This is a genomic window from Paenibacillus sp. Y301, assembly GCF_059445505.1.
Genome location: NZ_JCAIUL010000005.1, coordinates 187,223 through 212,795 on the forward strand (window position 1 = coordinate 187,223; position 25,573 = coordinate 212,795).

The following is a 25,573-nucleotide window of genomic DNA, read 5'->3' on the forward strand; positions in this document are numbered from 1 at the left end:
TGCACCTTCTCTCGTGTTAGTAAGGCAATAGCATCACGATATGTACAAAAGGGAAAACAATAATCCAACTATCACAACGATCTAATATCCCGCCATGACCTGGTAATAGCTTACCTGAATCTTTAATATTGTACACTCGCTTGTAAGCGGACTGCATTAAATCACCTAGTTGTCCTACTACAGCACAAGCGACACCGATAAGGCACGCTCTTCCTAAACCAAGTATGTCTCCAGAAAGCATTGAGAATACAATGGCAACCAGCATTGCTATCACTACACCGCCGAGCGCACCCTCAATGGTCTTATTGGGACTAATGGCAGGCCAAAGCTTATGACGTCCCCATTGTTTACCAACAAAGTATGCACCCGCGTCACTTGCCCAAATACAAGAAAGTAACAGGAAAGTCCAGAATAGCCCATGTCCATCCGGAGCGTGCCTAGATTCCGCGATAAAATAAAATCCGACTCCTATATATAACACACCTAATAGTAGTAAGGATACTTGTTGAATATTTATGCGATTTTTAGTAAAGACCGTCATTAACATCAACAAAAAGAGAAGGATCCATACCATCTCTCCACCAGGGGAATAAGTGATATTTAGTAGCTTCCAAGGGAACATGATCATTAGTACACCAAGAAACCCCATAAATGCTACTGAACTAAAAGGGCGTACTTTAATCATCTTCACAAATTCATAATATCCTATTAAAGACATAGCAAGAATAAGCAAATGAAATGATAAGTCACCGATCACACAAACCCCTAGAAAAATAGCACCCGCAAAAATTCCGGTAATAAGTCGTTGTTTCAACGGTTTTCATCCTCTTCTTGAGTTATGACAGTCCACCGTAACGCCTAGTTCTCCGCTGATACTCAGCAACAGCATGATGTAAATGCTCCTTATTGAACTCAGGCCAGTAAATATCGGTGAACCATAATTCACTATAAGCTAACTGCCATAGCATAAAATTACTTATTCTCATTTCACCACTTGTACGAATCAATAAATCCGGATCAGGCATACCATTCGTTTTCAAATGGACTCCTATGGATTCAGCAGTGATAGCATCCGCTTTTAATCTACCTGCTTCGATCTCACGTCCAAGCTCAATCATTGAATCTGTTAATTCCTTACGAGCACCATAGTTCAGGGCAAAATTAAGTACAAGACCGTCATTATTCGCCGTCCGATTTACTGCATCATCCATAGCTTTCAAAGTATGGCTAGGTAATCCATCCTTATCGCCCATCATCCGAATCTGTACGTTTCTTTCTATTAATTCGTCCAATTCAATTGCGAGAAATTCTTGGGGAAGCCGCATTAGAAAATCAACTTCATCTTTAGGTCGTTTCCAGTTCTCAGTCGAGAAAGCGTACATTGTTAAATATTTAATGCCAAGATCATCTGCCGCGATAGTAGCACGTTTAACAGCTTTCATGCCGTTATGATGTCCAACAACACGTGGTAACCCAAGCCGTTTAGCCCATCTTCCATTCCCATCCATAATGATAGCAACGTGTTCAGGAATATTATCCGCCGTAATTTCCATCGGTTTCGGACTATCTTTATGCATCCACCATGATCGGATTCGTTTGATCATTCCATTTCCTCCAAGCCACTTTCTGCAAGTTGAAACTGATATAACGCACATATAATTATCAATAAGTTACTACTGTAAAAAAAGAGACAAACCCCACCATAATAGGAGGGGCCATAAGTCTCTTATACGTCCATGATCTCTTTTTCTTTCACCAAGAGAACCTTGTCGACTTCGGCACTATATTTATCCGTCATCTTTTGAATATCTTCTTGATGTCTGTGGGATTCATCTTCGGTAATATCAGTCTTTTCAAGTTTCTTAATATCATCGTTTGCATCACGTCTTATGTTACGTACAGCCACTTTGGCTTCCTCACCAAATTTTTTGGTTGTCTTAACCAATTCAATCCGACGTTCTTCAGTTAGAGCTGGTATAGTCAAACGAATCATCGTTCCGTCATTGGAAGGTGTAATTCCAATATCAGACTTTGAAATTGCTCGTTCGATTTCAGATAACGAAGATTTATCCCAAGGTTGAATCATCAACGTACGAGAATCCGGAGTATTAATGTTGGCTAATTGACTAATTGGTGTCGGCGAACCATAATAATCCACTTGAATTCGATCAAGCAAAGATGGTGCTGCACGACCTGCACGCAATGAAGCTAAATCACGTTTTAAAGCAAGAATTGCTTTTTCCATGCGCTCTTCAGCACTTTTTTTAATAGTTTGTGGCATCAGTCTACACTCCCTTTAACAATGGTTCCTATTTTCTCACCTAGTACAACACGTTTAATGTTTCCCTGTTCCGTGATTGCAAATACGATAAGTGGGATATTATTATCCATACATAAGGACGATGCAGTGGAGTCCATAACACCTAAATTTTTGTTAAGCATGTCCATATAGGTCAACTGTTCAAACTTCTCAGCCGTTTCATCTTTGAAAGGATCTGCCGAATATACACCGTCCACTTTGTTCTTCGCCATCAAGATCACTTCAGCTTCGATTTCAGCAGCACGTAAAGCAGCAGTTGTATCTGTTGAGAAGAACGGATTTCCTGTTCCTGCAGCAAAAATAACAACGCGACCTTTTTCCAAATGACGAATAGCTCTACGTCGGATATAAGGTTCAGCAATCTGCTGCATTGCAATAGATGTCTGAACTCTAGTAGGAACACCAATCTGTTCTAATGCATCCTGCAACGCTAACGAGTTCATGACTGTTGCTAGCATACCCATATAATCAGCAGTAGCACGATCAAATCCATTCGCACTACCAGCGATTCCACGCCATATGTTACCACCGCCACATACGATAGCCACTTCAACACCAAGTTCCACTACTTCTTTAACTTGGTCTGCTATAGAAGCTATAGTGTCCGCGTCAATGCCGTAACCATTTTGACCTGAGAGAGATTCACCACTTACTTTTAAGACCACTCTTTTAAATACTGGCTGTTCCATGTTAACCCTCCACTTTGAGAAGGCGCTAATAAGTCCGCGCCAGTTTTTATATCCGTTTCAAGAAATAAAAGCAACTATTCTTCAACTTATACTTCTTTTATGTTAAAAAAGAAGGAACACATTGTGTTCCACTCTTCTTTATGTCTATGATTATAACGCCATTTAAGTAAGATTTAGTTATTAACTTGCGCCATTACTTCTTCAACGAAGTTATCTACTTTTTTCTCTAAGCCTTCACCAAGTTCGAAACGAACAAAGCGACGAATTGTGATGTTTTCACCAATTTTGCTGATTTTTTCATTCAACATCATAGAAATGGTTTTGTCAGGATCTTTAATGAAGGATTGTTCCATCAAGCAGAACTCTTCATAGTACTTGCTGATTCGACCTTCAACCATTTTTTCAACGATTTTTTCAGGTTTTCCTTCATTTAGTGCTTGTGCTTTCAAGATTTCTTTTTCTTTCTCAACTTCTTCTTGTGGCACTTCTTCACGACGAACATAACGTGGGTTAGCTGCTGCAATTTGCATCGCGATGTCACGAGCAAATTCTTTGAATTGATCTGTTTTACCAACGAAGTCAGTTTCACAGTTAATTTCTACAAGCACACCAATTTTTCCTCCAGCGTGAATGTAAGATTCTACAGTACCTTCAGTAGCTGTACGTCCAGCCTTATTAGCTGCTGCTGCCAATCCTTTTTCACGAAGAAACTCGATCGCTTTAGATACATCACCATTAGTTTCATCAAGAGCCTTTTTACAATCCAACATTCCTGCGCCCGTTCTTTCACGAAGCTCTTTTACTGCACTAGCATTAACTGCCATTGGTTATTCCCTCCAAAAATGATATTGTTTTTTTCACTTTGTTCATCCATTTAATAATCGCTCAGAAGAGCCAATACCTAATTCCGCGATCAATATTACGAAAGTATGGGTATAACCTATATTTTCGTAATATTTTAAAAAAAGGGCAGTGAGAGGTTATCCACCTGCCAACCACCCTTTTCATTTTAATTCATTCATATATGAATTACCTAATCGGATATTAGGCTGTTGTTTCTTCACCTTGATGAGCTTCAACAATGGCATCAGCCATTTTACCAGTCAAGAGTTTAACAGCACGAATTGCATCGTCATTACCAGGAATAACGTAGTCAATTTCGTCTGGATCACAGTTAGTATCTACGATACCTACGATTGGAATACCCAATTTGCGAGCTTCTGCAACCGCGATGCGTTCTTTACGAGGATCAATGATGAACAAGGCACTTGGAAGGCCCTTCATGTTCTTGATTCCGCCTAGGAATTTTTCAAGACGATCTTTCTCTTTGCGAAGAATGATAACTTCTTTTTTAGGTAGAACAGCGAATGTTCCATCTTCTTCCCATTTTTCAAGCTCTTTCAAGCGGAAAATACGTTTTTGAATCGTTTCGAAGTTAGTTAGAGTTCCACCCAACCAACGTTGGTTAATGTAGAACATTCCACAACGTTCAGCTTCTTCTTTAACTGAATCTTGTGCTTGTTTTTTTGTTCCTACGAAAAGGATTGTTCCGTTTTCTTCAGAAACACTTTTCACGAAGTTATAAGCTTCCTCTACCTTTTTAACTGTTTTTTGCAAGTCAATGATGTAGATTCCGTTTCTTTCTGTGAAAATATAACGATCCATTTTTGGATTCCAGCGGCGAGTTTGGTGACCGAAATGTACGCCTGCTTCCAAAAGTTGCTTCATGGATATTACTCCCATTTTAAGCGCCTCCTATAAATTGGTTTTTTGTGTCCTCCGCCAACCGTCATCTCCCTTAAAGACTTTCTTCAAAAGAAAGCACCCTTACAGGGATCACTTGGCGTGTGTTTTTAACACCGACAATTAATATACCACAAGTTATATACTGATGCAATACTTTTTCATGTCGAAATAGGCTTGAATTTTGATTTGGAATATTTTGAACTTAAAGAAAATACAACCATCTGCTAAAAATGTCATTAGCGAGATGATTGCATTTGAATTTTAGATATAACGGATTCATTACTTTCACCTTTTATAAAGGTATAACTTCCAGCACGAATCTTTCTGTTTATCTTTTTAGCCACGGCATCCTTAATAAATTGGTCCTTGTTAGTAATCACACCTATTTTCATAAGGTCTTCCGCAACATCGGTTAAATTACTTCCACTCTTTAGCTTATACGCTATTGACTTAGTGACTTCATTCTTCGAAGGTGCTACGGGTGTCTTCACGGGAACCGTCTTCTGAATATTAGTTGTCGTGCTATCGGCCTTCTCTACAGGTTTGTCCGGAATTGAAGGTTGGTTGGGTTCTGCAGCTTTTGTAGCCTTTACAGGAGCCTTTGTAGTCTCACCCTGTGGTTGGGAACTCTCTTCAATCATTTGCTGTTTCCATTCTTCAACTGTCAATAATTGTTGCGATGATTCTGTTACTTTTAAATCTAACGCTTTAGCTTGCTCTTCAATCTGTTCCCTAGTCAAGTTACTTGTAGTTTCTTCTTTACTTGAAGACAATTGCCCCTCACCAATGATCATTAGCTGAAGCAAAACTGCACCTATTATGAGTCCCATGCCTAAGCCGCTCATAAATGAACGATTCTTCATCACAGTGACTCCTCCTGTTTCGCTAATTGAAGAATAAGCTGAACTTCACCACGCTGAAGTCCCACTGATTTTCCGATTAGATCAATAGACTTACCTTGATCGTACAGTTCAAACAGTTCTACATAACGGTGTTTAATGGAATTCTCAAGTACAGCCATCTTAATAGACTGTTCATCTTCGTGTGTATCAATCACACCTGCTTTAACACTGCTCAACTCCGCTAAAGCGGAAACATGAAGACGTCTTTCTTGTTCTGCTTCCATTATAAGAGCAGCTTGTTGTTCCGATTGATGTTCAACCTGAAGTAATCTCTGATGCATTTCTCTCATTTGCTCTTCCATGGCTACCTGCTTAGCCGTAGTATCATTCTTCATCTGTCCAACTAAATCTACCAATGTATCATTTTCTTCTTCTATATCAGCCATATACTGCTCCAAAGTGGCCTCCACTTCTTTGACCATTTGCTCTGAAGAAATTTTTCCTTCTTGTTTTCTAGGCAACATCACAGCATATATCAAGGCCGCGGCCCCTAACATGATGATAATAATCCATGGTTCCAAAAGATTCTAGTCTCCTTTGATCTGTTCAACATGATATTTATAGAGACAGATCGATATGATGTCCCTTATACGGGTGCTCAGCTGCATGTTTCTCTGACGTTTGTTCTTGTTGATTGTTATCTTGTCGTCCATCACTTTGAGAAGAATGTTGTTGCTTTCCCTCTTCTCGAATAGAAGAATTCTTTGTTTCATCAATACCCGAGCTACGATGTCGTAGCTCACGGCTATCTTTTACTTCTTGATTCATTAATAATGTTTGTTCTTGAGCGCTTCTCTGATGAAGTTCGTTTTGTATTTTCCCTATTTCTTGGGTTCTCGGTACAGCAATTTGTAGTTCTACCGATTTCATACTCACGATATCCACCTCACTCTCGAATAAATTAATTTAATAGGTTTATATGTAAGCGACCATAGATATATCACCATCTGAATAATAAAAGGAAACCCGTTCCGATGTATCCTTCACAAATCGTGTATTCCTGCCAATGACAATTTTAGAACCCACATAAATCGTTTTGATAATATCAATTCTTGCTTTGTTCGTCTCTTCAAGCATCTTCTCAATATCTAAGATACGTTCTTTGATTCGAGTTTGTTCTTTAAGATGATATTTAAGAGTGACATTCAGTTTAAGTCGTAAAGCCAATTTATCAGCTGTCAATTGACCAGAAGAAGCTAATTGATTCAACAAATTCAAAGCTTTTTCTGTTTTCAGTAAGCTATCTGTTTGTAACTTAAGTTGAGTACGCAGATCAGATAGTTCATTTCTTAGGTCAGGAACTATACCTACCTCAATTGTTGTAACGGTAGACATCGTATTCCCTATAGTCCTTGCAATAACTCTCTCACCGGCCTGAATACTCCCACCAACGATTAAGCCCTTGGTACCCCTACATATAACATTTCTGCCTGCCCTTATATTAGAATGCATTATACTTTGGGAAACAACCACTTCCTCTGCAGCGATCACGTTACCTTCTTGTACGAAGGAGCTTTTCACACTACGACCTGCTTTTACATGGCCCTTATTGTACCCAATAATTCCGCCTGTTATCTCAATAGAACCTTCTGCGTCAAGTTCGGCTCCTTCAACGCCTCCGATTACACGAATATCTCCAGCTGCCTTAATTCTAAAACCAGTTAGCACATTACCTCGAATAATAACCGATCCAACAAAATCAATATTCCCAATACTATAATCTACATCCCCATTTACTTCGTATATTGGAAATACATTGATTCTACTCTGATCTACGATAGTTATCATTCCATCAATGGTTGCATACATAGCTGCTTTCTCTGAATCAAGAACGACATTTTTTCCTACTTTAAAATTTGCATCTTTCCCTGCTTTAAAGGGTATGACTTCGTTCGAAACTGATATTCCTGGTTTGCCGGGAATCGGTGGAATACGCTTAGCGATGATCTGACCTTTGCGAACATTGCTTAGGTTATTTACTTCCTTATGATCTACCTTTCCATTTCCCGACTCCAATGGACTATGGTTTGTATTATCCGCTACTTTCATAAGCATCTCAATTCGTCCATCTTCACCGTGTACTGGAGCTTCTCCAAATGCTATAGGTGTCTTTGCTGAGAAGTAATCCTCAGGTTTGTCCACAATCTGTTGAAGAGCATTACGTTCAACTCCATGCTTAACGTGCTGACTATGAAGGAATTTCTCAAGCTCTTCCAAGGTACAACTGAATTTTTCGTCTCGCTTAGAGAACTGGAGGTATGCCTCAGTTTTGTCATCAGAAATACTTATTATCAAATTAGATTTAAGCGAAAAGTGATCAGTCATGCTTACCCCTCCTTATTAACTCTTGTATATCCTTGGCTTATATTTAGCACTCATTAATCGCTTTCCATTAGCAACCCTCTATTTTTCTGTAATGTTCCTCTTAATCTAAAAATAGCTTTGGAATGAAGTTGCGAAATGCGCGATGGAGAAAGAGACATGACTTCTGCGATTTCACTTAAAGAAAGATCTTCATAATATAGAAGTGATACAACAGTTCGTTCTTTATCTGTAAGTTTTTCAATACCTCTTAATAAAGATTCCTTCATATAAAATTCATTAATCTTATAATCAGGATTCTTTGCCTTTTCATCAACCATCATACTCAACCGAGTCTCCGATTCTTCTTCTCGAATGGGATCCTCTAACGAACATAATGTCATCACAGCTACTTCTTGTAACATACTTTGATATTCTTTTTCAGAAACCTCTAAATATTGGCTCATTTCTGAATCAGTTACCGTACGTAGATAATTTTGCTCCAAATATTGAAAAGCATCTTCAATTTTCTTCGCTTTTTCACGAACAGATCTTGGAACCCAATCACCCTGACGTAATGAATCAAGGATGGCGCCCCGAACACGCCACGAACCATAAGTTTCAAACTGGAAGCCTCGTTTATAATCAAATTTATCGATAGCATCAATCAGGCCCATTACACCGTTACTAGCCAAATCATCTTTAGAAACATTCTTTGGAAGGCCTATAGCCAATCTACTAGATACGTAGTCAACGATATGCAAATAACTCTCTATGAGCTTTTTTTTAGCTTCAATGTCGCCATGCTCTTTCCATAATTCCCACAAGTCTGTATGATTCAAATTAGAAACTTTCTGCTCGTTCAAATGCTTTCACCCTCCTTATTTTTCTGTCAGGTGACGAACGGCCTTAGCCAAATGCTCAGGATCTTGCGCGGAAACCAATTTGGGTAGATTTAACGGCGTAAATCCGGTGTCGTCTCCAGTAGATGATTCAGGCTTTGGTTTTAACAGGTCATTAAATTCTTCATTGTCATTTGGTAATCTTAAGTCAAACCGTGCACCCTTTTGAGTAATATCTTGACCTACTTCACTATCTCCCTCAGCCTTTCCAACTGCTTGTGCAGTCACACCTCCCAATATCCATCTAAAAACAAAAGCGAGTACAAACAAGATTACAAAAGCAAACACCGCTCTTATTAAACTTGTTGTATATAGATTATTTAATGATGAAGTAATGAAAGTAAGTACAAATCCAAACCCAGCAATCAGTAGATTAAATCGTATATTTTTCATATTCGCTACAATTCCTTTACGCCCATTTGTACACTCCGGATAAATAGTATGCCTGTCTTGCAATCAAGTTCAATGGTACGTCCATAATGCCCGCCCGTGTCTTCCCCAACAAGTAGAATCCCTAGCTCGTGTAGTATTGCTTTACATGACTCCGTATTTCTAGGGCCAATTCGCATGGTATCGTTATGTCCTCCAAGAGCAAACATTTGCGATCCACCCGCCATTTTAGCTACAAGATTAGTCTTCAAAGAGCCCAATTTCATAAGTTTCTCTAACAATGCTGGTATGGCTGTATCTGCGTATTTAGCAATATTCAGCTCACCTTCTCGTGCAATTTCGGAGGAGGGCAACATAACATGTGCCATGCCCGCTATTTGAAGAATTGGATCATACATTGTAAGTCCTACGCAAGAACCTAATCCAGAAGTACGGATTAACCCACTTTGTTTAATAACATTCAGGTCAGCCATGGCTACTTTCACAATATCTTGCTCAATCATTCTCGAGAGGCACTCCTAAAGATTCGAATATTTTAGAAAGAGATTCTGGGTCAGGTATAAGGAGAAATTGACCTTCCACATCATGATTCCCCTCTAAAAATGTGGTGTCAATGAGAAGTACATTGTCTCCCATTTGTCCGTACTGAAGAAGTCCATAACTTAATATTGCTCCCGCCATATCAATAGCTAACGAAGGAACTGTAGGGGTCATGGATAACTTGGTCAAATCAGCTAGTGATGAAAGATATGAACCTGATAGTATGTTTCCAATTTCATTCAGAGCTGAAATCTCCATATCATTAAAAGCATCATCGTTATCCATATCATTTCCTACTAGATATTTCAGTAGCCTCTTAGCGGATTCAGGGCTTAAAATGAAAAACAAATTGCCTGGTGCTTCACCTTTGACCCTTAAAAATATAGCCACAACAACTTGCTCTGCTCCACCTACCTTATCGGATACCTCTTCAAAGTGAAGAATCTGCACTTTAGGAACTGACATATCTATAGGTTTATTTAGAAGCCGAGAAAGGGCAGTAGCCGCATTCCCAGCACCAATGTTACCTACTTCCTTTAGTACGTCCATTTTAAAATCTTTAAAATTCTTAAAGACTCCCATCTATGATTAATCCTCTATACTTTCCAATTGAATAATCTCTTTCTTATTTAATACTTCGGATAGATTGAGCATAATGAGAAGGCGTTCTTCATCAAGCTTGGCAACTCCCTGCAGATATTTCGCCTTTATTCCACCAACAACCTCAGGCGGATTCTCAATTTTATCCGTATTAAGGTCGATAACATCATTAGCGGAATCTACGATAAATCCTACCTCTAAGTCATTCACAGCGACAATAATAATACGAGTATTCTCGGTATACTCTATCGTTGGAAGGTTAAATCGCCCTCGCAAATCAATGATAGGAATAACAACACCACGTAGATTAATTACACCTTTCACAAAAGTGTATGTCTTTGGAACACGTGTGATAGACGTCATACGTTCAATAGTCTGAACCTTATCGACTTCGATACCATACTCTTCGTTTCCTAGTTTAAACACGATGACCTTAATATCTTCTCCCATTAAAACAACCTCCTAATAATTTTCTGATGTCTATATCTTTTTCATCAAAATAGTTATTTGATAAATGCATTTGGATCCAGGATCAACGCGACCTGTCCATCTCCAAGTATAGTTGCTCCAGACACACCTTTAATTTGAGGTAGATATTTTCCTAAACTCTTCAGAACGATTTCACTTTGACCAATAAAGTCTTCAATAGCTAAAGCAGTCATACGATCACCTTTTCGAATAACAATGATCTCTGTTTCTTCCTCTTTACTCTCATCGAAATCAGGTATGCTGAATAATTTACTCAGAGAAATCAAAGGAATATGAGTCCCACGGAATTCTATTATCTTATTACCGTGAACTGTACGAATCTGATCTTGCTTAATGACACCTGTCTCCACAATAGAGGTTAGTGGAATTGCATACTTTTCTGAGCCCAATTGAACTAACATAGCAGAAATAATAGATAACGTTAGAGGTAATTGAACTGAGAAATTCGTTCCTTTTCCAGGTGAAGAAATAATTGAGACGTGCCCACCAAGAGCTGTAATCTTCGCTTTCACGACGTCCAAACCAACGCCTCGCCCAGACACATCTGAGATTACTGCAGCCGTACTGAATCCAGCTGCAAAAAGAAGTTGATGAACTTCTTCATCTGTCATTGCTGCTCCTTGCGCTTCAGTCACAACACCCTTTTTGACAGCTGTGTTTAAAACATTCTGACGGTTAATCCCACGCCCATCTTCTTCAATCTCAATAAACACATGATTACCACTATGAAAAGCTCTCAAATTCACTGTTCCTGTTTCTGGTTTCCCTGCAGCCACACGCTCTGCAACAGATTCAATACCATGATCCACAGCATTTCGCAGTAAATGTACAAGGGGATCACCAATTTCATCAATAACGGTACGATCCAACTCTGTCTCAGATCCTGTAATAAATAAATCAATCTTCTTGTCTAATGACTTAGCTAAATCGCGTATCATTCGTGGGAATCGATTAAATACCGTATCTACTGGAACCATTCTCAGCTTCAATACAATATTCTGCAGATCAGAGCTTACACGACTCATATGCTCTACTGTTTCTGTCAAATCATGATTGCGAGCTTCACTTGCCAACTGTTCCAAACGAACTCGATCAATTAATAGTTCACTAAAAAGATTCATTAAGACATCCAGTCTTTCAATATCAACCCGAATGGTACGTGAAGGTGTACCCGTTACTATTTTAGTTTTTTCTTTTGGCGTTTTTTTCGAAACTTGATTGGTTGTTTGCGTAGAGTTCACGTTTGTTACCATTGGTTTTGTTAACTCTGCAGTAACAGCAACTTCTCGAACTACGTTATTAATTTCACCCATTAACTTTAAAGATTCGTGATCCAGTTCCACGATACTAACCTTATCGATTTCCGATAAGTTCATGATCAAACGTTCCATTTCCTCCACACTTTTTTGTGTTATGAAATATAAGGTGAAACTATGATCAAATTTCTCTTGCTCAATATCTTCAACTGAAGGATAAGACTTAATGACCTCTCCAGATCTTTCTAACAAATCAAATACCATATAGGAACGAACAGCTTTCAAGTGACAATCTTCACGAATGAATACTTCCACATAAAGTACACGTTGCCCCTCTAAAATGGATTGATCTAAAACTGAATATTGAAATTCATCCAACTGTATCGATTGATTCATACTATTTCCAGATTGATCCTCAATCTCACTTTCATTGGGAGAGGATATTGACTCACCACGTACAATCGCCTGTAATGACGTTACAATGACTGTGACATCCGCTTTTCCTGTGCCCCCATTTGTAATATCCTCAACCATAGATTCAAGGGCATCCAAACTTCTAAATAACGTATCAAAGATAAAATCATGCATTGTAAGCTTTTCATTACGTACCAAATCAAGTACATTCTCCATTTGATGCGTTAATGATGCAAGGTCTTCATATCCCATTGTTGCAGCCATACCTTTAAGCGTATGTGCTGATCTAAATATGACTTGTACAACACTTAAATCCGTTGGGTTGGTCTCCAATTCAAGCATTTTTTCGTTTAGCGATTGCAGATGATCATTCGACTCATCAATAAACATTGATAAATATTGACTCATGTCCATTGAGATGCACCCCCTTATGTAATCACTTTACATTATTTCATCATTCGAACAAGTTTGCTTGGAATCTCTTGAAGAGGCAAAATATGACTCACGCAATGAAGTTCCACAGCAGAACGAGGCATACCATACACAATACAAGTTTCTTCACTTTCAGCATACGTGTCTTTTACACCTGAGTCATATAAATGCTTCATTGCTTTGGCCCCATCACTTCCCATGCCAGTCAGCAGAACAATATGACGATTTAGCTTTTCGAATGAGATCAATGACTCAAACAATGTATCAACGGAAGGCCGATGCCCATTACGTGGCTCTTCCTCTGTTAAAGAAATCTCATAACGGCCATCGGACGCCCGTACAATCTTCATATGGAATCCACCTGGTGCAATATAAGCGTATCTTTTATGTAAGACCATACCATTCTCACCTTCTACAACTTCGAGGGTACTGAAAGTGTTTAGTCTTTGTGCTAAAGATTTAGTGAATTTGGGCGGCATATGCTGCACGATCACTATAGGGGCTGGGAATCCCTCTGGAATCCGTTCTAACAATTCCTTTAATGCTCTGGGCCCACCGGTTGAACAACCAATAGCAACAAGATGTTGAAATGAAGTACCCGAAGCATCTCTCAAGTTAGCTTGCTTAATCCCTTTAGTTGTATCTGCAATTTTATGAACTGCAATTTTATGAACTACCGTTTTCTGATCCAAAGGCGGTTTAGATACTGTCTGTGTCCTATGGTCGTTTGTTTGTTTTTCTTGCTTGGGAGATTCGGTTGTACGTTTTGTGTTTCCTTTCACAGTATTTATGTCTTCTGTGACTGATTTTAATAACTTAGATCGGTCAATCGTAGGTTTCTCAGGGAGAATATGATTTGACGCCGCTTTTTCTATTTCTCGTTTATTACTATGTTCTTTTGTTTTTTCAGATCTTATAAGCTCTTCCGCTTGCCAGGCTGCTCTTCTTTCTTTAGCATGCATGGCGACCTTCATTTTTCCAAGGAGTAGCTCACTAACTTGATTAATATCATTTGAGACGTTTACAGAAGGTTTTCGTATGAAGTCAAATGCTCCTGACTCCAATGCAAGAATGGTCTCTCTCATACCTTGCTCATTAATTCCAGATAACATAATCACAGGCAAAGGATTGTCCCTCATGATGGCTTTTAAAGCTTCTAAACCATTCATTTCTGGCATTTCCACATCCATGGTAACAATGTCAGGTTTTAGTTCCGTTATTTTCATTAATGCTTCCCAACCATTAACTGCAGTTCCAACCACTTGAAAGGAGGGATCCTTTTCAATTAGATCAGAAATGATCTTCCGCATAAAAGGAGAGTCATCCACGACAACAACCTTATAATGCATTATGTTTCATACCTCCCTATTTCTCTTTACAGAAGAATCATTTTGAACGTTGTAGCCACTTATGCACAAATCCTTTGATTCCTGTCAAAGTTTCTCTTTCTAAACCGGAAGGGACTATTGCATAACGCTTTGCAAGTCGTTGAATATCTTTAGAAGCCACGCTATTAGGAAAGACCATTGAAAAAGGAACTTGTCTTTTTACCGCTTGAACCACATGCGAATCATCACTTATATATCCAAGCATTGGGATGTTAACATTCAGAAAATTTTGAGCTGCGAGTCTGATTTTGTTGGCGGTAAATATCGCTTCTTTTTCATCATTCGCTCGATTTACAACCAATTGAAATGCTACATCTTGATCGACTCCATGAATAACCTTTATCAATGCATAAGCATCTGTAATTGCTGTTGGCTCTGGTGTCGTTACAACAATACATTCATCAGCAGAAGTAATGAACTGTATATTTTCTTTGGATAATCCTGCACCAGTATCAAAAATAATATAATCCATTTGACTTGCTAACAGTTCAATCTGAGCAGTAAAGTACTGTATATCATGCTCAGACAGTGATATAAGATTAGTCATACCAGATCCTCCTGAAATGTAAGACAGACCATTAGGGCCTTTGGCGACAATCTCTTGAATGCTTTTCTCACGTTGTAACAAATGATGAAGGTTATACTGAGAAGAAGTTCCCATAAGAACATCAATATTAGCCATCCCAATATCAGCATCGAAGATCAAAACTTTCTTCCCCATTGATTGTAAAGAAAGAGCAAAGTTCAGGGAAAAATTAGATTTCCCTACACCGCCCTTACCACTGGAAACAGTAATGAATTTAGCTAAGCGCGAACCTTGAACCTTCTGTTGATCTAGAGAACGGAATTTCTCACGGATCGATACGAGCTTTCTCAAGGAGTGTGCTTGATCATTCATGACTCCACTTCTCTCTCCCCTAATAAGAGGTCACATAGCATTTTTTGATCAGGTAACATCAAATCATCAGGAACATTTTGCCCATTTGTCATATAAGAGAGATGAAGTGGAAAGGAATGAATCAAATTAAATATAGCTCCATAACTTCCAGTCTCATCTTGTTTAGTGAAGATGATCTTATCTAGATCATACTTACTGAAGTGCTCCGTTATCTTCATCATGTCTTGAGTCTTTGATGCCAAGCTTAATACCAGATAGGTTTCACTTTCTCCAGCATGTGCGAACAAGCTCTGAAGCTCTGAAACCAGTAATTCATTCCGATAATTTCTACCAGCCGTATCCATGATTATTAGATCACAGTAATCAAGATGCTGCATAGCGCGTTGCATATCGCCAGATGATTGTACTACCTCTAACGGTATATTCAATATAGAAGCATATGTCCGAAGTTGTTCTACAGCTGATATACGATATGTGTCAGAAGTTATAAACCCCACCTTACGCTGGTACTTAAACAACTGCTCTGCTGCTAGTTTTGCAATGGTTGTTGTTTTACCTACGCCAGTTGGTCCTGCGACGTATACAATTCTAGTGCCACTATTAATTCCACCACCAAATCGATCCGAAAGTAAGGAAGCGGCTTTGTCATAAATATATTGTTGGAGTTGGTCATCTGTTAGTGATTTCCCACTCTCCTCCCATTCTTCCAAAGCACCCTCTATCCACTCTTCTCTCAAATTCACATCTACTTCTTGCTGAATCAGTTGTTCCTGCAATTTCTGTAGTGGTTCGGGAAATTCTTGATTCATCATAGATTGCTTAGCCATTTTAGCCATCCACAATTTCATTTCTTTCATTTCCTGAAGAATTGAATCATCTGAAGATGTCTGAGATAGAGACGCTAGCGTGCGCCCTTCAACCACATCCATATTCAGACTATTATTGACCTGAATCTCTTCTATTTCTTCTGACGTTGCTGCAACAGCAGCTTTAGACACCAAGTCAATATCGTTCCCATGCTGTAGGTTAGGCCCATTCATTCCTGCTTTAAGAACATCATTCGTACGTTTATAAGCTTCCGGCACCGCCTTTTTAGGCACATTCATCGTCGGAACTACTACATCTTGAGTACTTTTTAGGGAATAATCATCCCTATTTTCCCCAACATACTCTTCCTGTGGTCTCTTTGAGCGCTTTTGCTTTGCTTTCACTGATGAATCATTCTCCACAGCAGCGACTACTTCAATCTTCTTCTGTTGGAACATACCAAGAAAACCGCCTATTTTTATTTCTTTAGTACTAAGAATGACAGCATCTCTACCTAGTTCGCTGCGGATTCGTTGCATAGCATCCGGCATATTCTCAACTATGTACCGCTTCACTCTCATAAGTTCACCACTCCGACACTTTGAATTTCTACATTAGGTTCTAATTCACTATAAGAAAGAACCGGTATATCTTGCATAGTACGTTCAATAACTTGTCGTAAATACATACGAATGGTTGGAGAAGTTAAGAAAATAGGCTGTTGTCCTGATTGTAACAATCGATTGATTTGTTCATTCAACTTCTGATATACCGTCTGTGTAGACATCGGATCCAAAGCAAGATAACTTCCCTGATCAGACTGTTGTACACTATCTGAGATTTTCTTTTCTAACGTAGGTCCAACAGTTATTACTTTCAATGTCTCTCCTTCTCGAGAATATTGCTGAGTAATCTGTCTCGATAGTGACTGTCTCACATACTCTGTTAGAACATCAGGATCTTTCGAATAGGTCCCACTGTCTGCAAGAGTCTCGAAAATCGTCACCAAATCACGTATAGAGATTTTCTCGCGAAGTAATTTAGCTAACACTTTTTGAACATCACCTACAGATAACACTGAAGGAATTAATTCGTCGACAAGAACTGGGTAATTTTCTCTTAAATTGTCGATAAGTGTCTTCGTCTCTTGGCGTCCGATTAACTCATGAGCATGCTTCTTAATAAGTTCTGTCAAGTGCGTTGCTACCACAGAAGGTGGATCTACTACGGTGTACCCAGATAATTCAGCACGCTCCTTAGTACTTTCATCAATCCACAGTGCTGGAAGACTAAATGCAGGTTCCAAAGTCTCAATCCCAGATATGGACTCATCGTCATAACCAGGACTCATAGCCAGATAGTGATTAAGTAACAATTCACCACCACCGACTGTATTTCCTTTAATTTTTATGACATATTCATTCGGTTTTAGTTGAATATTGTCGCGAATACGAATAACAGGTACCACAAGTCCTAGTTCAAGTGCGCATTGTCGACGAATCATGATAATCCGGTCTAATAAATCACCACCCTGTTGTGTATCTGCTAGGGGGATAAGACCATACCCGAATTCAAATTCAATTGGATCTACTTGAAGTAAGTTAATAACACTTTCTGGACTTCGAACCTCTTCAATTTCTTGCTCAACTTCCATCTGTTCATCAGCTAATTGTCTCTTATCTAAATTCTGTTGCATTTTTCTTGCCGAGAAAATTAATAGAAATGCTAATGGTAACGTTGTGATAACATGAATCGGTGTGAAGAAACCAAGCATGGCAATGGTCCCACCCACAATGTAAATTAACTTAGGGTAAGCAAACAATTGACTTGTTAAATCCTCTGCAAGGTTACCTTCGGATGAAGCACGCGTTACGATCAACCCAGAGGCAGTTGAAATTAGTAAGGCTGGAATCTGACTAACTAATCCATCACCTATAGTAAGGATTGAATATGTAGAAATTGCATCTCCGAATGACATACCATGAATCGTCATTCCAATTATAAATCCGCCAACCAAATTAATGATCAAGATAATGATACTTGCAATTGCATCACCTTTAACAAATTTACTGGCACCGTCCATAGCACCATAGAAGTCTGCTTCGCGTTCAATTTTACTTCGTCTTTCTTTAGCTTGTTTCTCATTAATCAAACCAGCATTCAAATCCGCATCGATACTCATTTGTTTACCAGGCATTGCGTCCAATGTGAATCGAGCACCTACTTCAGCAACACGCTCAGATCCTTTGGTGATAACGATAAATTGCACAACTACTAGAATTAAGAATACTACAAATCCTATTGCAATTTGACCGCCTGCAATCCAGCTACCGAATGTTGCTACAACTGTACCCGCATCACCATCTGATAGAATCAACTTTGTTGTTGAAATGTTCAGTGCAAGGCGAAATAACGTCGTAATAAGAAGAAGTGATGGGAAAATAGAAAACTGTAATGCTTCCTTGGTATTCATAGATACCAATAAAATCATGAGCGCTAGTGAAATGTTAATAACGAGTAAAATATCTAGAAGCCACGACGGGATTGGAAGAATCATCATTAGAACTATACCGATGATTCCTGTCAGGACAGTGATATCTTTAATTTTCACGAAAATCTTTGCCTCCAATCCCTCAATTATTGAGTCTTACCTTTGAGTTTATATACATAGGCCAGTACTTCAGCCACCGCCTGAAACAAATCGGCAGGAATCGAATCCCCGATTTCTGCCCTTTGAAACAATGCGCGGGCTAGAGGCTTATTTTCCATAGTAATGATGCCATGCTCCTTGGCTATTTCTTTAATTCGTAAAGCCATATAATCTTGACCTTTAGCAATTATGGTTGGTGCTTCCATAGTGGTTCCATCATATTGCAAAGCGATCGCAAAGTGTGTCGGGTTCGTAATGATTACGTCTGCCTTTGGAATTTCTTGCATCATTCGCTGCATGGCCATCCTTCGTTGACGTTCTCTTATTTTCCCTTTTATGAGCGGGTCGCCTTCCATTTTTTTGTATTCATCTTTCAAATCTTGTTTTGACATTCGTATCCCTTTTTCATATTCATAACGCTGATACATATAATCCAAGACAGCTAGAATAAATAATGCAATTGCAATTTTAAGTCCTAAATTCATAGTCATTCTAGCAATAAACAATAATATATTATCCATGTTTATTTCAGACAGTGATGCGATTTCTACCTTTTTACCCCACAATGTACTGTAAACCAGATAACCTATAACCGTAAGTTTGATGATTGACTTAGCAAATTCTACTAATGATCTCATTGAAAATATGTTTTTGAATCCTTTGATAGGATCAAGTTTACTCATTTTCATTTTTAAATGTTCACCAGTTAATAGGAAACCTACCTGCATAAGATTTGCTATTAGTGCCATGACGACCACCGTTAAAAAAATGGGGGCCATCATCAACAACACTTGAATACCATAGGCTCGGAACATCATCATGACATTACTTATAGTAACTTCTGTCAACATTCTATTCATAAAAACATCAGTATACAAATGAGTAAGTCTCTCTTTGAAGTATCCACTAAATATAAGGAGGCATAGAAAAGCAGAAAGAAGCGTTACAGAACCCGATACTTCCATACTTTTCGCAACCTGTCCCTTTTTGCGTGTATCTTGGCGTTTTTTAGGAGATGCCTTCTCTGTTTTCTCTTGAGCAAATAACTGTAAGTCCAAAGGATACCTAAAAGACACGATCCTTTCCTCCATCCTGCTCAATTTGGCTGATTCCCAATGATCCCTAGCAGGTTATTCATAGAATCGAACAATACTTCAAACAAATTGCCGAATACATAAGAAAAGCTGGGGACTAGCAACAATAACATTGCTAAGCCTAAGAAAATTTTCAGCGGAACACCAATGACAAAGATGTTAAATTGAGGTGCTGTTCTCGCTAAGAAGCCCAGCCCGACATCAGTTAAGAATAATGCTACAACTAACGGGGCTGACATTTGAAAAGCTAACACAAAGGATTGACTAAAGGTTCTAATTAAAAACTCAGAAATGCTACCATCATTCATTTTCATAAAGACATCGTTGGATAATGGAATCCATTCATAACTGTGAACGATAGCGTCAATTAAGTGCAGATGACCATTCATACTTAAAAATAGCAGCATAGCGATCATATACTTAAAATTCCCTAGCATAGGTATAGAAGCACCGGACATAGGATCTAATACATTTGCAATCCCAAAGCCAATCTGTATATCTATGAATGCCCCAGCTGTCTGAATTGCAGTAATCAACAGATACCCCACAAATCCAAGTAGTAACCCCACTAAGATTTCACTAATAATAAGTAGAACATAGGTCAGATCTTGTGGAACAGACTGATTAACACCATAAGTCAGAAAAATAATCATACTGATAAAAAATGATATCCCTACCTTAAATTGTGTAGGCACACCTTTCGATGAAAACACTGGAGCTACGACAAAAAAAGATGTAATTCGACAAAAAACAAGTAAAAAAACCGGAAAACTCTGCATTATTAATTCCATTGACATTCAGCCTAACCTATATATTTATACAAATTGTCTAATATATTAAAGGTAAAGTCTACGAGTGTCGTTAAAATCCAAGGACCAAACAACAATAACGCTAACAATACAGCAATTATTTTTGGAACAAAAGCAAGTGTTTGCTCCTGAATCTGGGTGGTTGCTTGAAATATACTAATAATCAAACCAACTACTAGTCCCAATAGTAACATCGGTGCACTTATTTTAAGTGCTGTGAAAATTGCTTGTCCAGCCAGTCCAATAATAAAATCCGAGTTCATGACTGATCTCCCTCACCACATATACGTCATACTATGCGCTATGTGTTAAAACTTAATAGAAGTGATTTGACAACTAAATACCATCCATCTACGAGTACAAATAATAGAATCTTAAATGGGAGTGATATCATGACGGGTGGTAACATCATCATCCCCATTGCCATTAATGTACTTGCAACAACAATATCAATAATTAGAAATGGAATAAAAATCATAAATCCCATTTGAAATGCTGTCTTAAGTTCACTTATCGCAAATGAAGGTACCAACACCGTAAGCGGAATATCATTGTATGTAGCTGGCTTCTCCATTTTGGTATAGTTCATGAACAATAACAGATCTTTCTCGCGTGTATGAGAAAACATGAACTTTTTAATCGGTTCAGAAGCTTTTGTTAACGCCTGTGTCTGTGTAATTTCTCCCTTCATATAAGGCTGAAGGGCGACTTCATTCATCGTTGATAACGTTGGTGACATGACAAATAGTGTTATGAACAGCGCTAATCCGACTAATACCTGATTCGGGGGCATCTGCTGTGTCCCAAGGGACGTTCTAACAAAACCAAGGACAATTACGATACGAGTAAAACTCGTCATTAGTACCAGTACCGCCGGAGCAATACTGATCACTGTAGTTAGGAGTATTATCGATAATGTACTTGTAGCTGGTTTGCCATCAGCAGCGTTCCCGATCTGAATATCAATATTAGGAATAGGATCAGCAAACGCCGCCGTAACAGAAAATATGCTGATAATTCCCAATAATAAACATACTAATATAAGCTTTTTTTTCATGGATCCCTCAACCGATCTGTATTATTATCTTCTCGGAGCAGTTCTTCCATTTTGTCTTTTCGGTTAGACATCCGACGCACCTTGGAGTCAAACACTTCGTGAAAGGAAGTTCCATCTTCCAGTTCAATCTCTTGCGAAGGTTGTTCCCTACGCAATTTACTGACTAATTTACTCAAGAACACAGACAGCCCATTGCCCCTCATAGCTGCTTCATCCTGTAGTGAAGCCAATATAGATGTAACCTCATCTGGATCGGAAATTTTATCAACAAGGTTAATATTTTCACCTACGCCGATTAAATACACACTATTTCCCACTTCAATCACTTGTAATGTTTTGTTTGGCCCGAGTCCAACACCACCAATAATTCGTATTGTTGGATTACTGAACCAAGATTTGTTTTTAGTGCCTAAGAAACGAATCAACAAAATTATGAGTCCAATGATAACGGCCAATACAATAATTACATATACAATATTCAACCCAGAATTCCCACTATTAGGCATATATATTCCTAAATTCCTAGTGTTTTATTAATCGCATCGATAACACGGTCAGTTTGAAATGGCTTAACGATAAAGTCTTTGGCACCAGCTTGAATAGCATCAATAACCATAGTCTGCTGACCCATTGCAGAACACATAATAATTTTTGCACTTGGATCAATTTTCTTAATTTCTTTTAGTGCAACAATACCATCCATTTCTGGCATTGTAATATCCATCATGATCAAGTCAGGACGGACTTCCTTAAATTTCTCAATTGCTTGATTACCATCTTCTGCTTCTCCAACTACTTCAAAACCATTTTTTGTTAAAATATCACGGATCATCATTCTCATAAAAGCTGCGTCATCCACGATAAGAATTCGATTTGCCATTTGGTAAAAATCCTCCCTAAACTATGCTTATTGTAATTTTTGTAGACGGTCCCACTGGCTAACGATATCTATCACACGCACACCAAAGTTCTCATCGATAACAACAACTTCACCTTTGGCGATCAATTTGTTATTCACTAAAATATCAACTGGTTCGCCTGCAAGCTTATCTAGTTCGAAGATAGATCCTTGGGATAGTTCAAGAATATCCTTAATCTGCTTTTGGGTTCTCCCTAATTCTACGGTGACCTTAAGAGGAATATCCATTAATAAATCTAAATTGTTATGATCAACCGGATTATTTGGAACAGACTGCAAATTCGAAAATTGTACAGGCTGAACACTCACATTGCGATTGGGTGATCCATAATACTGTGGTGATGGTGTTCCATAAGGCATTTGCATGTTCGGATCCACTGTAGGCACGCCTCCTGTTGTGCTTTGATAAGGTCTTTCTTGATTTGGAATGGAAGATTGTTGCCCGTATCCAACTGATGAATTCGGTGCCACATGATTCACTTCCGCTTGTACTGGGACCTCTAATGCTGACACTTCAACCCGTGCATGTTCCTCATTACCTTGCATTAATAAACTCACCATGTCTTTTGCAAAATCCACTGGAAGGAGTTGTCTAATAGTCGAATCGATTATATCTCCAATCGTCAATCGGAAAGAAATTTTAATGAGTGTTTCTTCAGGTGGAAGACCTGCGACGCCTTCACCACTTGCCATATCTAAAATATTTATACATGGAGGTGAAATATTTACAAATCGATTAAAGAGAGTTGACATGGATGTTGCTGATGAACCCATCATTTGATTCATAGCTTCTTGAACAGCACTAATATGAATATCATTTAATTCTTCATTAGTGGGATTACCATCCCCTCCAAGCATCAAGTCAGCAATAACTTGCGCGTCTTTAGTTTTGATTACAAGTGAATTAATTCCTTCAAATCCAGCCACATAAGTCACATGAACAGCAACGTGGGGTTTAGGGAACTCATCTTCAAATTGTGATCTAGTAATAATAGACACTGCAGGTGTCGTAATCTCTACTTTTTTTCCTAACAATGTAGACAGCGCTGTTGCAGCGCTACCAAATGTAATATTTCCAATTTCGCCCAATGCATCTTGTTCAAGCGGTATCAGATAATCATCTACTGTAATAGGTTCTTCTGAACTATCAGAATCAGATTGGCTAAGTAGAGCATCTATTTCTTCTTGAGATAAATAATCCTTACTCGTCATGTTCTTCAACTCCTTCACTGACAATTTCATCGATTTGTACTGCAATACGATCCTTCAATGTCCCAGGACTACCAATAAACTTCAGTTTATCTCCGACTTTGATCGATAACCCTGAGTGAAGCGGTTTATTCAAACTGATGACATCTCCTATAGATAACCCTAAAAATTCAGAAATCGATAATTTTGATTCTCCAAGTTCTGCTACAACATTCAACTTCGTTAGTCTCACATTTTGCTTTAATGATTCTACTTCTGCTGCTTCACTTACTTTCTTCTCTGATACAAACCACTGATGCGCCGATAGTTTGGACATTATCGGTTCTAGAACAACGTGTGGTATACAAAGGTTGATCATTCCCGTGGTATCTCCAATTTTGGTGCTTAGTGATATTAGAGCTATCGTTTCATTCGGAGATACGATTTGCATAAACTGCGGATTAGTCTCCATAGTTTCCAAACGAGGAGTGATGTCTAATACCGTCTTCCAAGCTTCTTGCAAACTTTCGAAAGCTCTACCAAATATTCGCTCCATAATAGTTGTTTCTATTTCTGTGAGTGAATTAATTTTGGAAGGCGCATTTCCCACACCTCCAAGTAACCGATCCAACATAGCGTAAGCTACATTCGGATGAACTTCCATGACCATTCTACCTTTAAGTGGCTCAGCCTCAAATATATTGAGAATCGTCATCTTTGGTATAGATCGGATAAATTCATCGTACGGAAGCTGTTCTACCTGTACAACGTTTATTTGCACAAAAGTTCTTAACTGCGCTGAAAAGTAAGTTGTAAGATACCTAGCAAAATTTTCATGGATACGAGTTAAGCTACGTATGTGGTCTTTAGAGAATCGTACCGCTCTCTTAAAATCATACGAACGGACCTTTTTCTGTGTGTCTTCCTTTTTGAGCTCTTCAGCGTCCATTTCACCAGAAGATAGTGCAGCGAGCAGGGCGTCAATTTCGTTTTGTGATAATACATCTACCAATCATCTCACCCCCTTACAGGATTTTCCCAATGTTTCAAATATTATGGTGTAAATAGAAATCAGTGATCTCGATTTGAGTCAATTTCCCTTTGGTTAAGGTTTTATTAATCAAATTGATCAATTTTGCGCTTAATTGATCTTTACCATACGCCTCTTCTAAGTCCTCAGGTTTCGAATCAGCCAGCGTTTTGAGGATGATCGGCTTGATTTTAATATCTTTGATCTTGTCAAACTCTTCCTTAGACTTCTTGGTATCCAATTGAAACGCAAAATTCATCAATACGATGTAATCGGGATCCGAAAGGTTTGTTTTGATATCTTTTATTTCAGAAGTCCTTTCTACAATTTGATCTGCTGACAAATGTTTAGTTTCAACGGAATTTACAGTCGAAGAGACTTCATCCTTGTCGTCATCAAACAAATTTGCCATAAGCAAGAAGGCTGCTAGCACTATCAAAGTAATGGCTAATAGAATTGTAATCAACCAAGGCATCATCTTTTTCATGGGGTTTCCTCCGTTTGTTGTACTTTAATAGTCGCATTATTCAGACCAATCTCTTGGCTGTAATTCTTCACGAGAGAGATCACTTCAGAAGCCTTTTCAAGTACAATTAATCTTTTTCCGGTGACTAAAGTAATGTAAGTATCTGGTGTCTCTTCTACCATTTCAATCAAAAGAGCGTTCAACCACATTTTTGAACCGTTTATCCTTGTGACAGAGATCATTGTATGCCTCCTATGAAAATTTAGGAGAGGAGTTATCCTCCCCT

General features: G+C 38.5%; 30 protein-coding genes. All 30 read right to left on the bottom strand.

Features of this window, described 5'->3' with window-relative positions:
• Positions 1 to 16 precede the first annotated feature (16 nt).
• The gene (locus AC1D69_RS11150) at positions 17 to 814 is read right to left on the bottom strand and encodes a phosphatidate cytidylyltransferase (RefSeq protein WP_495456231.1); all 798 of its coding nucleotides are present in this window, start codon (positions 812 to 814) and stop codon (positions 17 to 19) included.
• Positions 815 to 836: 22 nt separating this feature from the next.
• Positions 837 to 1,604 (bottom strand): undecaprenyl pyrophosphate synthase, encoded by a 768-nt coding sequence (gene uppS, locus AC1D69_RS11155; protein ID WP_495456232.1) that lies wholly within the window; start codon positions 1,602 to 1,604, stop codon positions 837 to 839.
• 122 nt (positions 1,605 to 1,726) lie between these two features.
• Positions 1,727 to 2,281, bottom strand: coding sequence for a ribosome recycling factor (gene frr, locus AC1D69_RS11160; protein ID WP_495456233.1), 555 nt, complete (start codon positions 2,279 to 2,281; stop codon positions 1,727 to 1,729).
• Positions 2,281 to 3,009 (bottom strand): UMP kinase, encoded by a 729-nt coding sequence (gene pyrH / locus AC1D69_RS11165; RefSeq protein ID WP_495456234.1) that lies wholly within the window; start codon positions 3,007 to 3,009, stop codon positions 2,281 to 2,283. Before pyrH ends, frr begins: the two co-directional genes overlap by 1 nt.
• A 173-nt stretch (positions 3,010 to 3,182) precedes the next feature.
• Positions 3,183 to 3,833 carry a translation elongation factor Ts gene (gene tsf / locus AC1D69_RS11170; RefSeq protein WP_495456235.1) on the bottom strand — a complete coding sequence of 217 codons (651 nt, stop codon included), beginning with the start codon at positions 3,831 to 3,833 and terminating at the stop codon, positions 3,183 to 3,185.
• 220 nt (positions 3,834 to 4,053) lie between these two features.
• Positions 4,054 to 4,752: a 30S ribosomal protein S2 gene (rpsB, locus tag AC1D69_RS11175; protein WP_495456236.1), complete on the bottom strand. Its 699-nt coding sequence runs from the start codon at positions 4,750 to 4,752 to the stop codon at positions 4,054 to 4,056.
• Positions 4,753 to 4,991: 239 nt separating this feature from the next.
• Positions 4,992 to 5,621: a hypothetical protein gene (locus AC1D69_RS11180; protein ID WP_495456237.1), complete on the bottom strand. Its 630-nt coding sequence runs from the start codon at positions 5,619 to 5,621 to the stop codon at positions 4,992 to 4,994.
• Complete coding sequence (locus tag AC1D69_RS11185) at positions 5,618 to 6,178, bottom strand: hypothetical protein (RefSeq protein ID WP_495456238.1); 561 nt, start codon at positions 6,176 to 6,178, stop codon at positions 5,618 to 5,620. The genes AC1D69_RS11180 and AC1D69_RS11185 overlap by 4 nt, the downstream gene beginning before the upstream one ends.
• A 37-nt stretch (positions 6,179 to 6,215) precedes the next feature.
• Positions 6,216 to 6,527 carry a hypothetical protein gene (locus AC1D69_RS11190; protein WP_495456391.1) on the bottom strand — a complete coding sequence of 104 codons (312 nt, stop codon included), beginning with the start codon at positions 6,525 to 6,527 and terminating at the stop codon, positions 6,216 to 6,218.
• A gap of 45 nt (positions 6,528 to 6,572) precedes the next feature.
• The gene (locus tag AC1D69_RS11195; protein ID WP_495456239.1) at positions 6,573 to 7,982 is read right to left on the bottom strand and encodes a flagellar assembly protein A; all 1,410 of its coding nucleotides are present in this window, start codon (positions 7,980 to 7,982) and stop codon (positions 6,573 to 6,575) included.
• Positions 7,983 to 8,035: 53 nt separating this feature from the next.
• Entirely contained in the window at positions 8,036 to 8,824 is a 789-nt protein-coding gene (locus tag AC1D69_RS11200) for a FliA/WhiG family RNA polymerase sigma factor (protein WP_495456240.1), read from the bottom strand.
• A 15-nt stretch (positions 8,825 to 8,839) separates the two neighbouring features.
• Entirely contained in the window at positions 8,840 to 9,253 is a 414-nt protein-coding gene (locus tag AC1D69_RS11205; RefSeq protein WP_495456241.1) for a hypothetical protein, read from the bottom strand.
• 5 nt (positions 9,254 to 9,258) lie between these two features.
• Positions 9,259 to 9,753: a chemotaxis protein CheD gene (locus AC1D69_RS11210; protein ID WP_495456242.1), complete on the bottom strand. Its 495-nt coding sequence runs from the start codon at positions 9,751 to 9,753 to the stop codon at positions 9,259 to 9,261.
• On the bottom strand, positions 9,746 to 10,372 hold the full coding sequence (locus AC1D69_RS11215; protein WP_495456243.1) for a chemotaxis protein CheC: 627 nt from the start codon (positions 10,370 to 10,372) through the stop codon (positions 9,746 to 9,748). The genes AC1D69_RS11210 and AC1D69_RS11215 overlap by 8 nt, the downstream gene beginning before the upstream one ends.
• Before the next feature lie 6 nt (positions 10,373 to 10,378).
• Complete coding sequence (locus AC1D69_RS11220) at positions 10,379 to 10,840, bottom strand: chemotaxis protein CheW (protein WP_495456244.1); 462 nt, start codon at positions 10,838 to 10,840, stop codon at positions 10,379 to 10,381.
• Positions 10,841 to 10,893: 53 nt separating this feature from the next.
• Positions 10,894 to 12,963 carry a chemotaxis protein CheW gene (locus AC1D69_RS11225; RefSeq protein WP_495456245.1) on the bottom strand — a complete coding sequence of 690 codons (2,070 nt, stop codon included), beginning with the start codon at positions 12,961 to 12,963 and terminating at the stop codon, positions 10,894 to 10,896.
• Positions 12,964 to 12,995: 32 nt separating this feature from the next.
• Positions 12,996 to 14,330 (bottom strand): protein-glutamate methylesterase/protein-glutamine glutaminase, encoded by a 1,335-nt coding sequence (locus tag AC1D69_RS11230; RefSeq protein ID WP_495456246.1) that lies wholly within the window; start codon positions 14,328 to 14,330, stop codon positions 12,996 to 12,998.
• 37 nt (positions 14,331 to 14,367) lie between these two features.
• Entirely contained in the window at positions 14,368 to 15,267 is a 900-nt protein-coding gene (locus tag AC1D69_RS11235; protein WP_495456247.1) for a MinD/ParA family protein, read from the bottom strand.
• Positions 15,264 to 16,655 carry a flagellar biosynthesis GTPase FlhF gene (gene flhF / locus AC1D69_RS11240; RefSeq protein ID WP_495456248.1) on the bottom strand — a complete coding sequence of 464 codons (1,392 nt, stop codon included), beginning with the start codon at positions 16,653 to 16,655 and terminating at the stop codon, positions 15,264 to 15,266. The genes AC1D69_RS11235 and flhF overlap by 4 nt, the downstream gene beginning before the upstream one ends.
• The gene (flhA, locus tag AC1D69_RS11245) at positions 16,652 to 18,685 is read right to left on the bottom strand and encodes a flagellar biosynthesis protein FlhA (RefSeq protein ID WP_495456249.1); all 2,034 of its coding nucleotides are present in this window, start codon (positions 18,683 to 18,685) and stop codon (positions 16,652 to 16,654) included. Before flhA ends, flhF begins: the two co-directional genes overlap by 4 nt.
• 26 nt (positions 18,686 to 18,711) lie before the next feature.
• A complete protein-coding gene (gene flhB / locus AC1D69_RS11250; RefSeq protein ID WP_495456250.1) occupies positions 18,712 to 19,800 on the bottom strand; it encodes a flagellar biosynthesis protein FlhB in 1,089 nt (362 codons plus the stop codon).
• A gap of 20 nt (positions 19,801 to 19,820) precedes the next feature.
• Positions 19,821 to 20,609, bottom strand: coding sequence for a flagellar biosynthetic protein FliR (gene fliR / locus AC1D69_RS11255; protein ID WP_495456251.1), 789 nt, complete (start codon positions 20,607 to 20,609; stop codon positions 19,821 to 19,823).
• An 11-nt stretch (positions 20,610 to 20,620) separates the two neighbouring features.
• Positions 20,621 to 20,890, bottom strand: coding sequence for a flagellar biosynthesis protein FliQ (gene fliQ, locus AC1D69_RS11260; RefSeq protein ID WP_495456252.1), 270 nt, complete (start codon positions 20,888 to 20,890; stop codon positions 20,621 to 20,623).
• A gap of 38 nt (positions 20,891 to 20,928) precedes the next feature.
• A complete protein-coding gene (fliP, locus tag AC1D69_RS11265; protein WP_495456253.1) occupies positions 20,929 to 21,684 on the bottom strand; it encodes a flagellar type III secretion system pore protein FliP in 756 nt (251 codons plus the stop codon).
• On the bottom strand, positions 21,681 to 22,190 hold the full coding sequence (locus AC1D69_RS11270) for a flagellar biosynthetic protein FliO (RefSeq protein ID WP_495456254.1): 510 nt from the start codon (positions 22,188 to 22,190) through the stop codon (positions 21,681 to 21,683). The genes fliP and AC1D69_RS11270 overlap by 4 nt, the downstream gene beginning before the upstream one ends.
• Before the next feature lie 8 nt (positions 22,191 to 22,198).
• The gene (locus tag AC1D69_RS11275; RefSeq protein WP_495456255.1) at positions 22,199 to 22,564 is read right to left on the bottom strand and encodes a response regulator; all 366 of its coding nucleotides are present in this window, start codon (positions 22,562 to 22,564) and stop codon (positions 22,199 to 22,201) included.
• Positions 22,565 to 22,591: 27 nt separating this feature from the next.
• Positions 22,592 to 23,815 carry a flagellar motor switch phosphatase FliY gene (gene fliY, locus AC1D69_RS11280; RefSeq protein ID WP_495456256.1) on the bottom strand — a complete coding sequence of 408 codons (1,224 nt, stop codon included), beginning with the start codon at positions 23,813 to 23,815 and terminating at the stop codon, positions 22,592 to 22,594.
• Positions 23,805 to 24,803 carry a flagellar motor switch protein FliM gene (fliM, locus tag AC1D69_RS11285; protein WP_495456257.1) on the bottom strand — a complete coding sequence of 333 codons (999 nt, stop codon included), beginning with the start codon at positions 24,801 to 24,803 and terminating at the stop codon, positions 23,805 to 23,807. Before fliM ends, fliY begins: the two co-directional genes overlap by 11 nt.
• A gap of 34 nt (positions 24,804 to 24,837) precedes the next feature.
• Positions 24,838 to 25,308, bottom strand: a complete 471-nt coding sequence (locus AC1D69_RS11290; protein WP_495456258.1) for a flagellar basal body-associated FliL family protein — start codon at positions 25,306 to 25,308, stop codon at positions 24,838 to 24,840.
• Positions 25,305 to 25,529 carry a flagellar FlbD family protein gene (locus tag AC1D69_RS11295; protein WP_495456259.1) on the bottom strand — a complete coding sequence of 75 codons (225 nt, stop codon included), beginning with the start codon at positions 25,527 to 25,529 and terminating at the stop codon, positions 25,305 to 25,307. Before AC1D69_RS11295 ends, AC1D69_RS11290 begins: the two co-directional genes overlap by 4 nt.
• Positions 25,530 to 25,573: the final 44 nt, after the last annotated feature.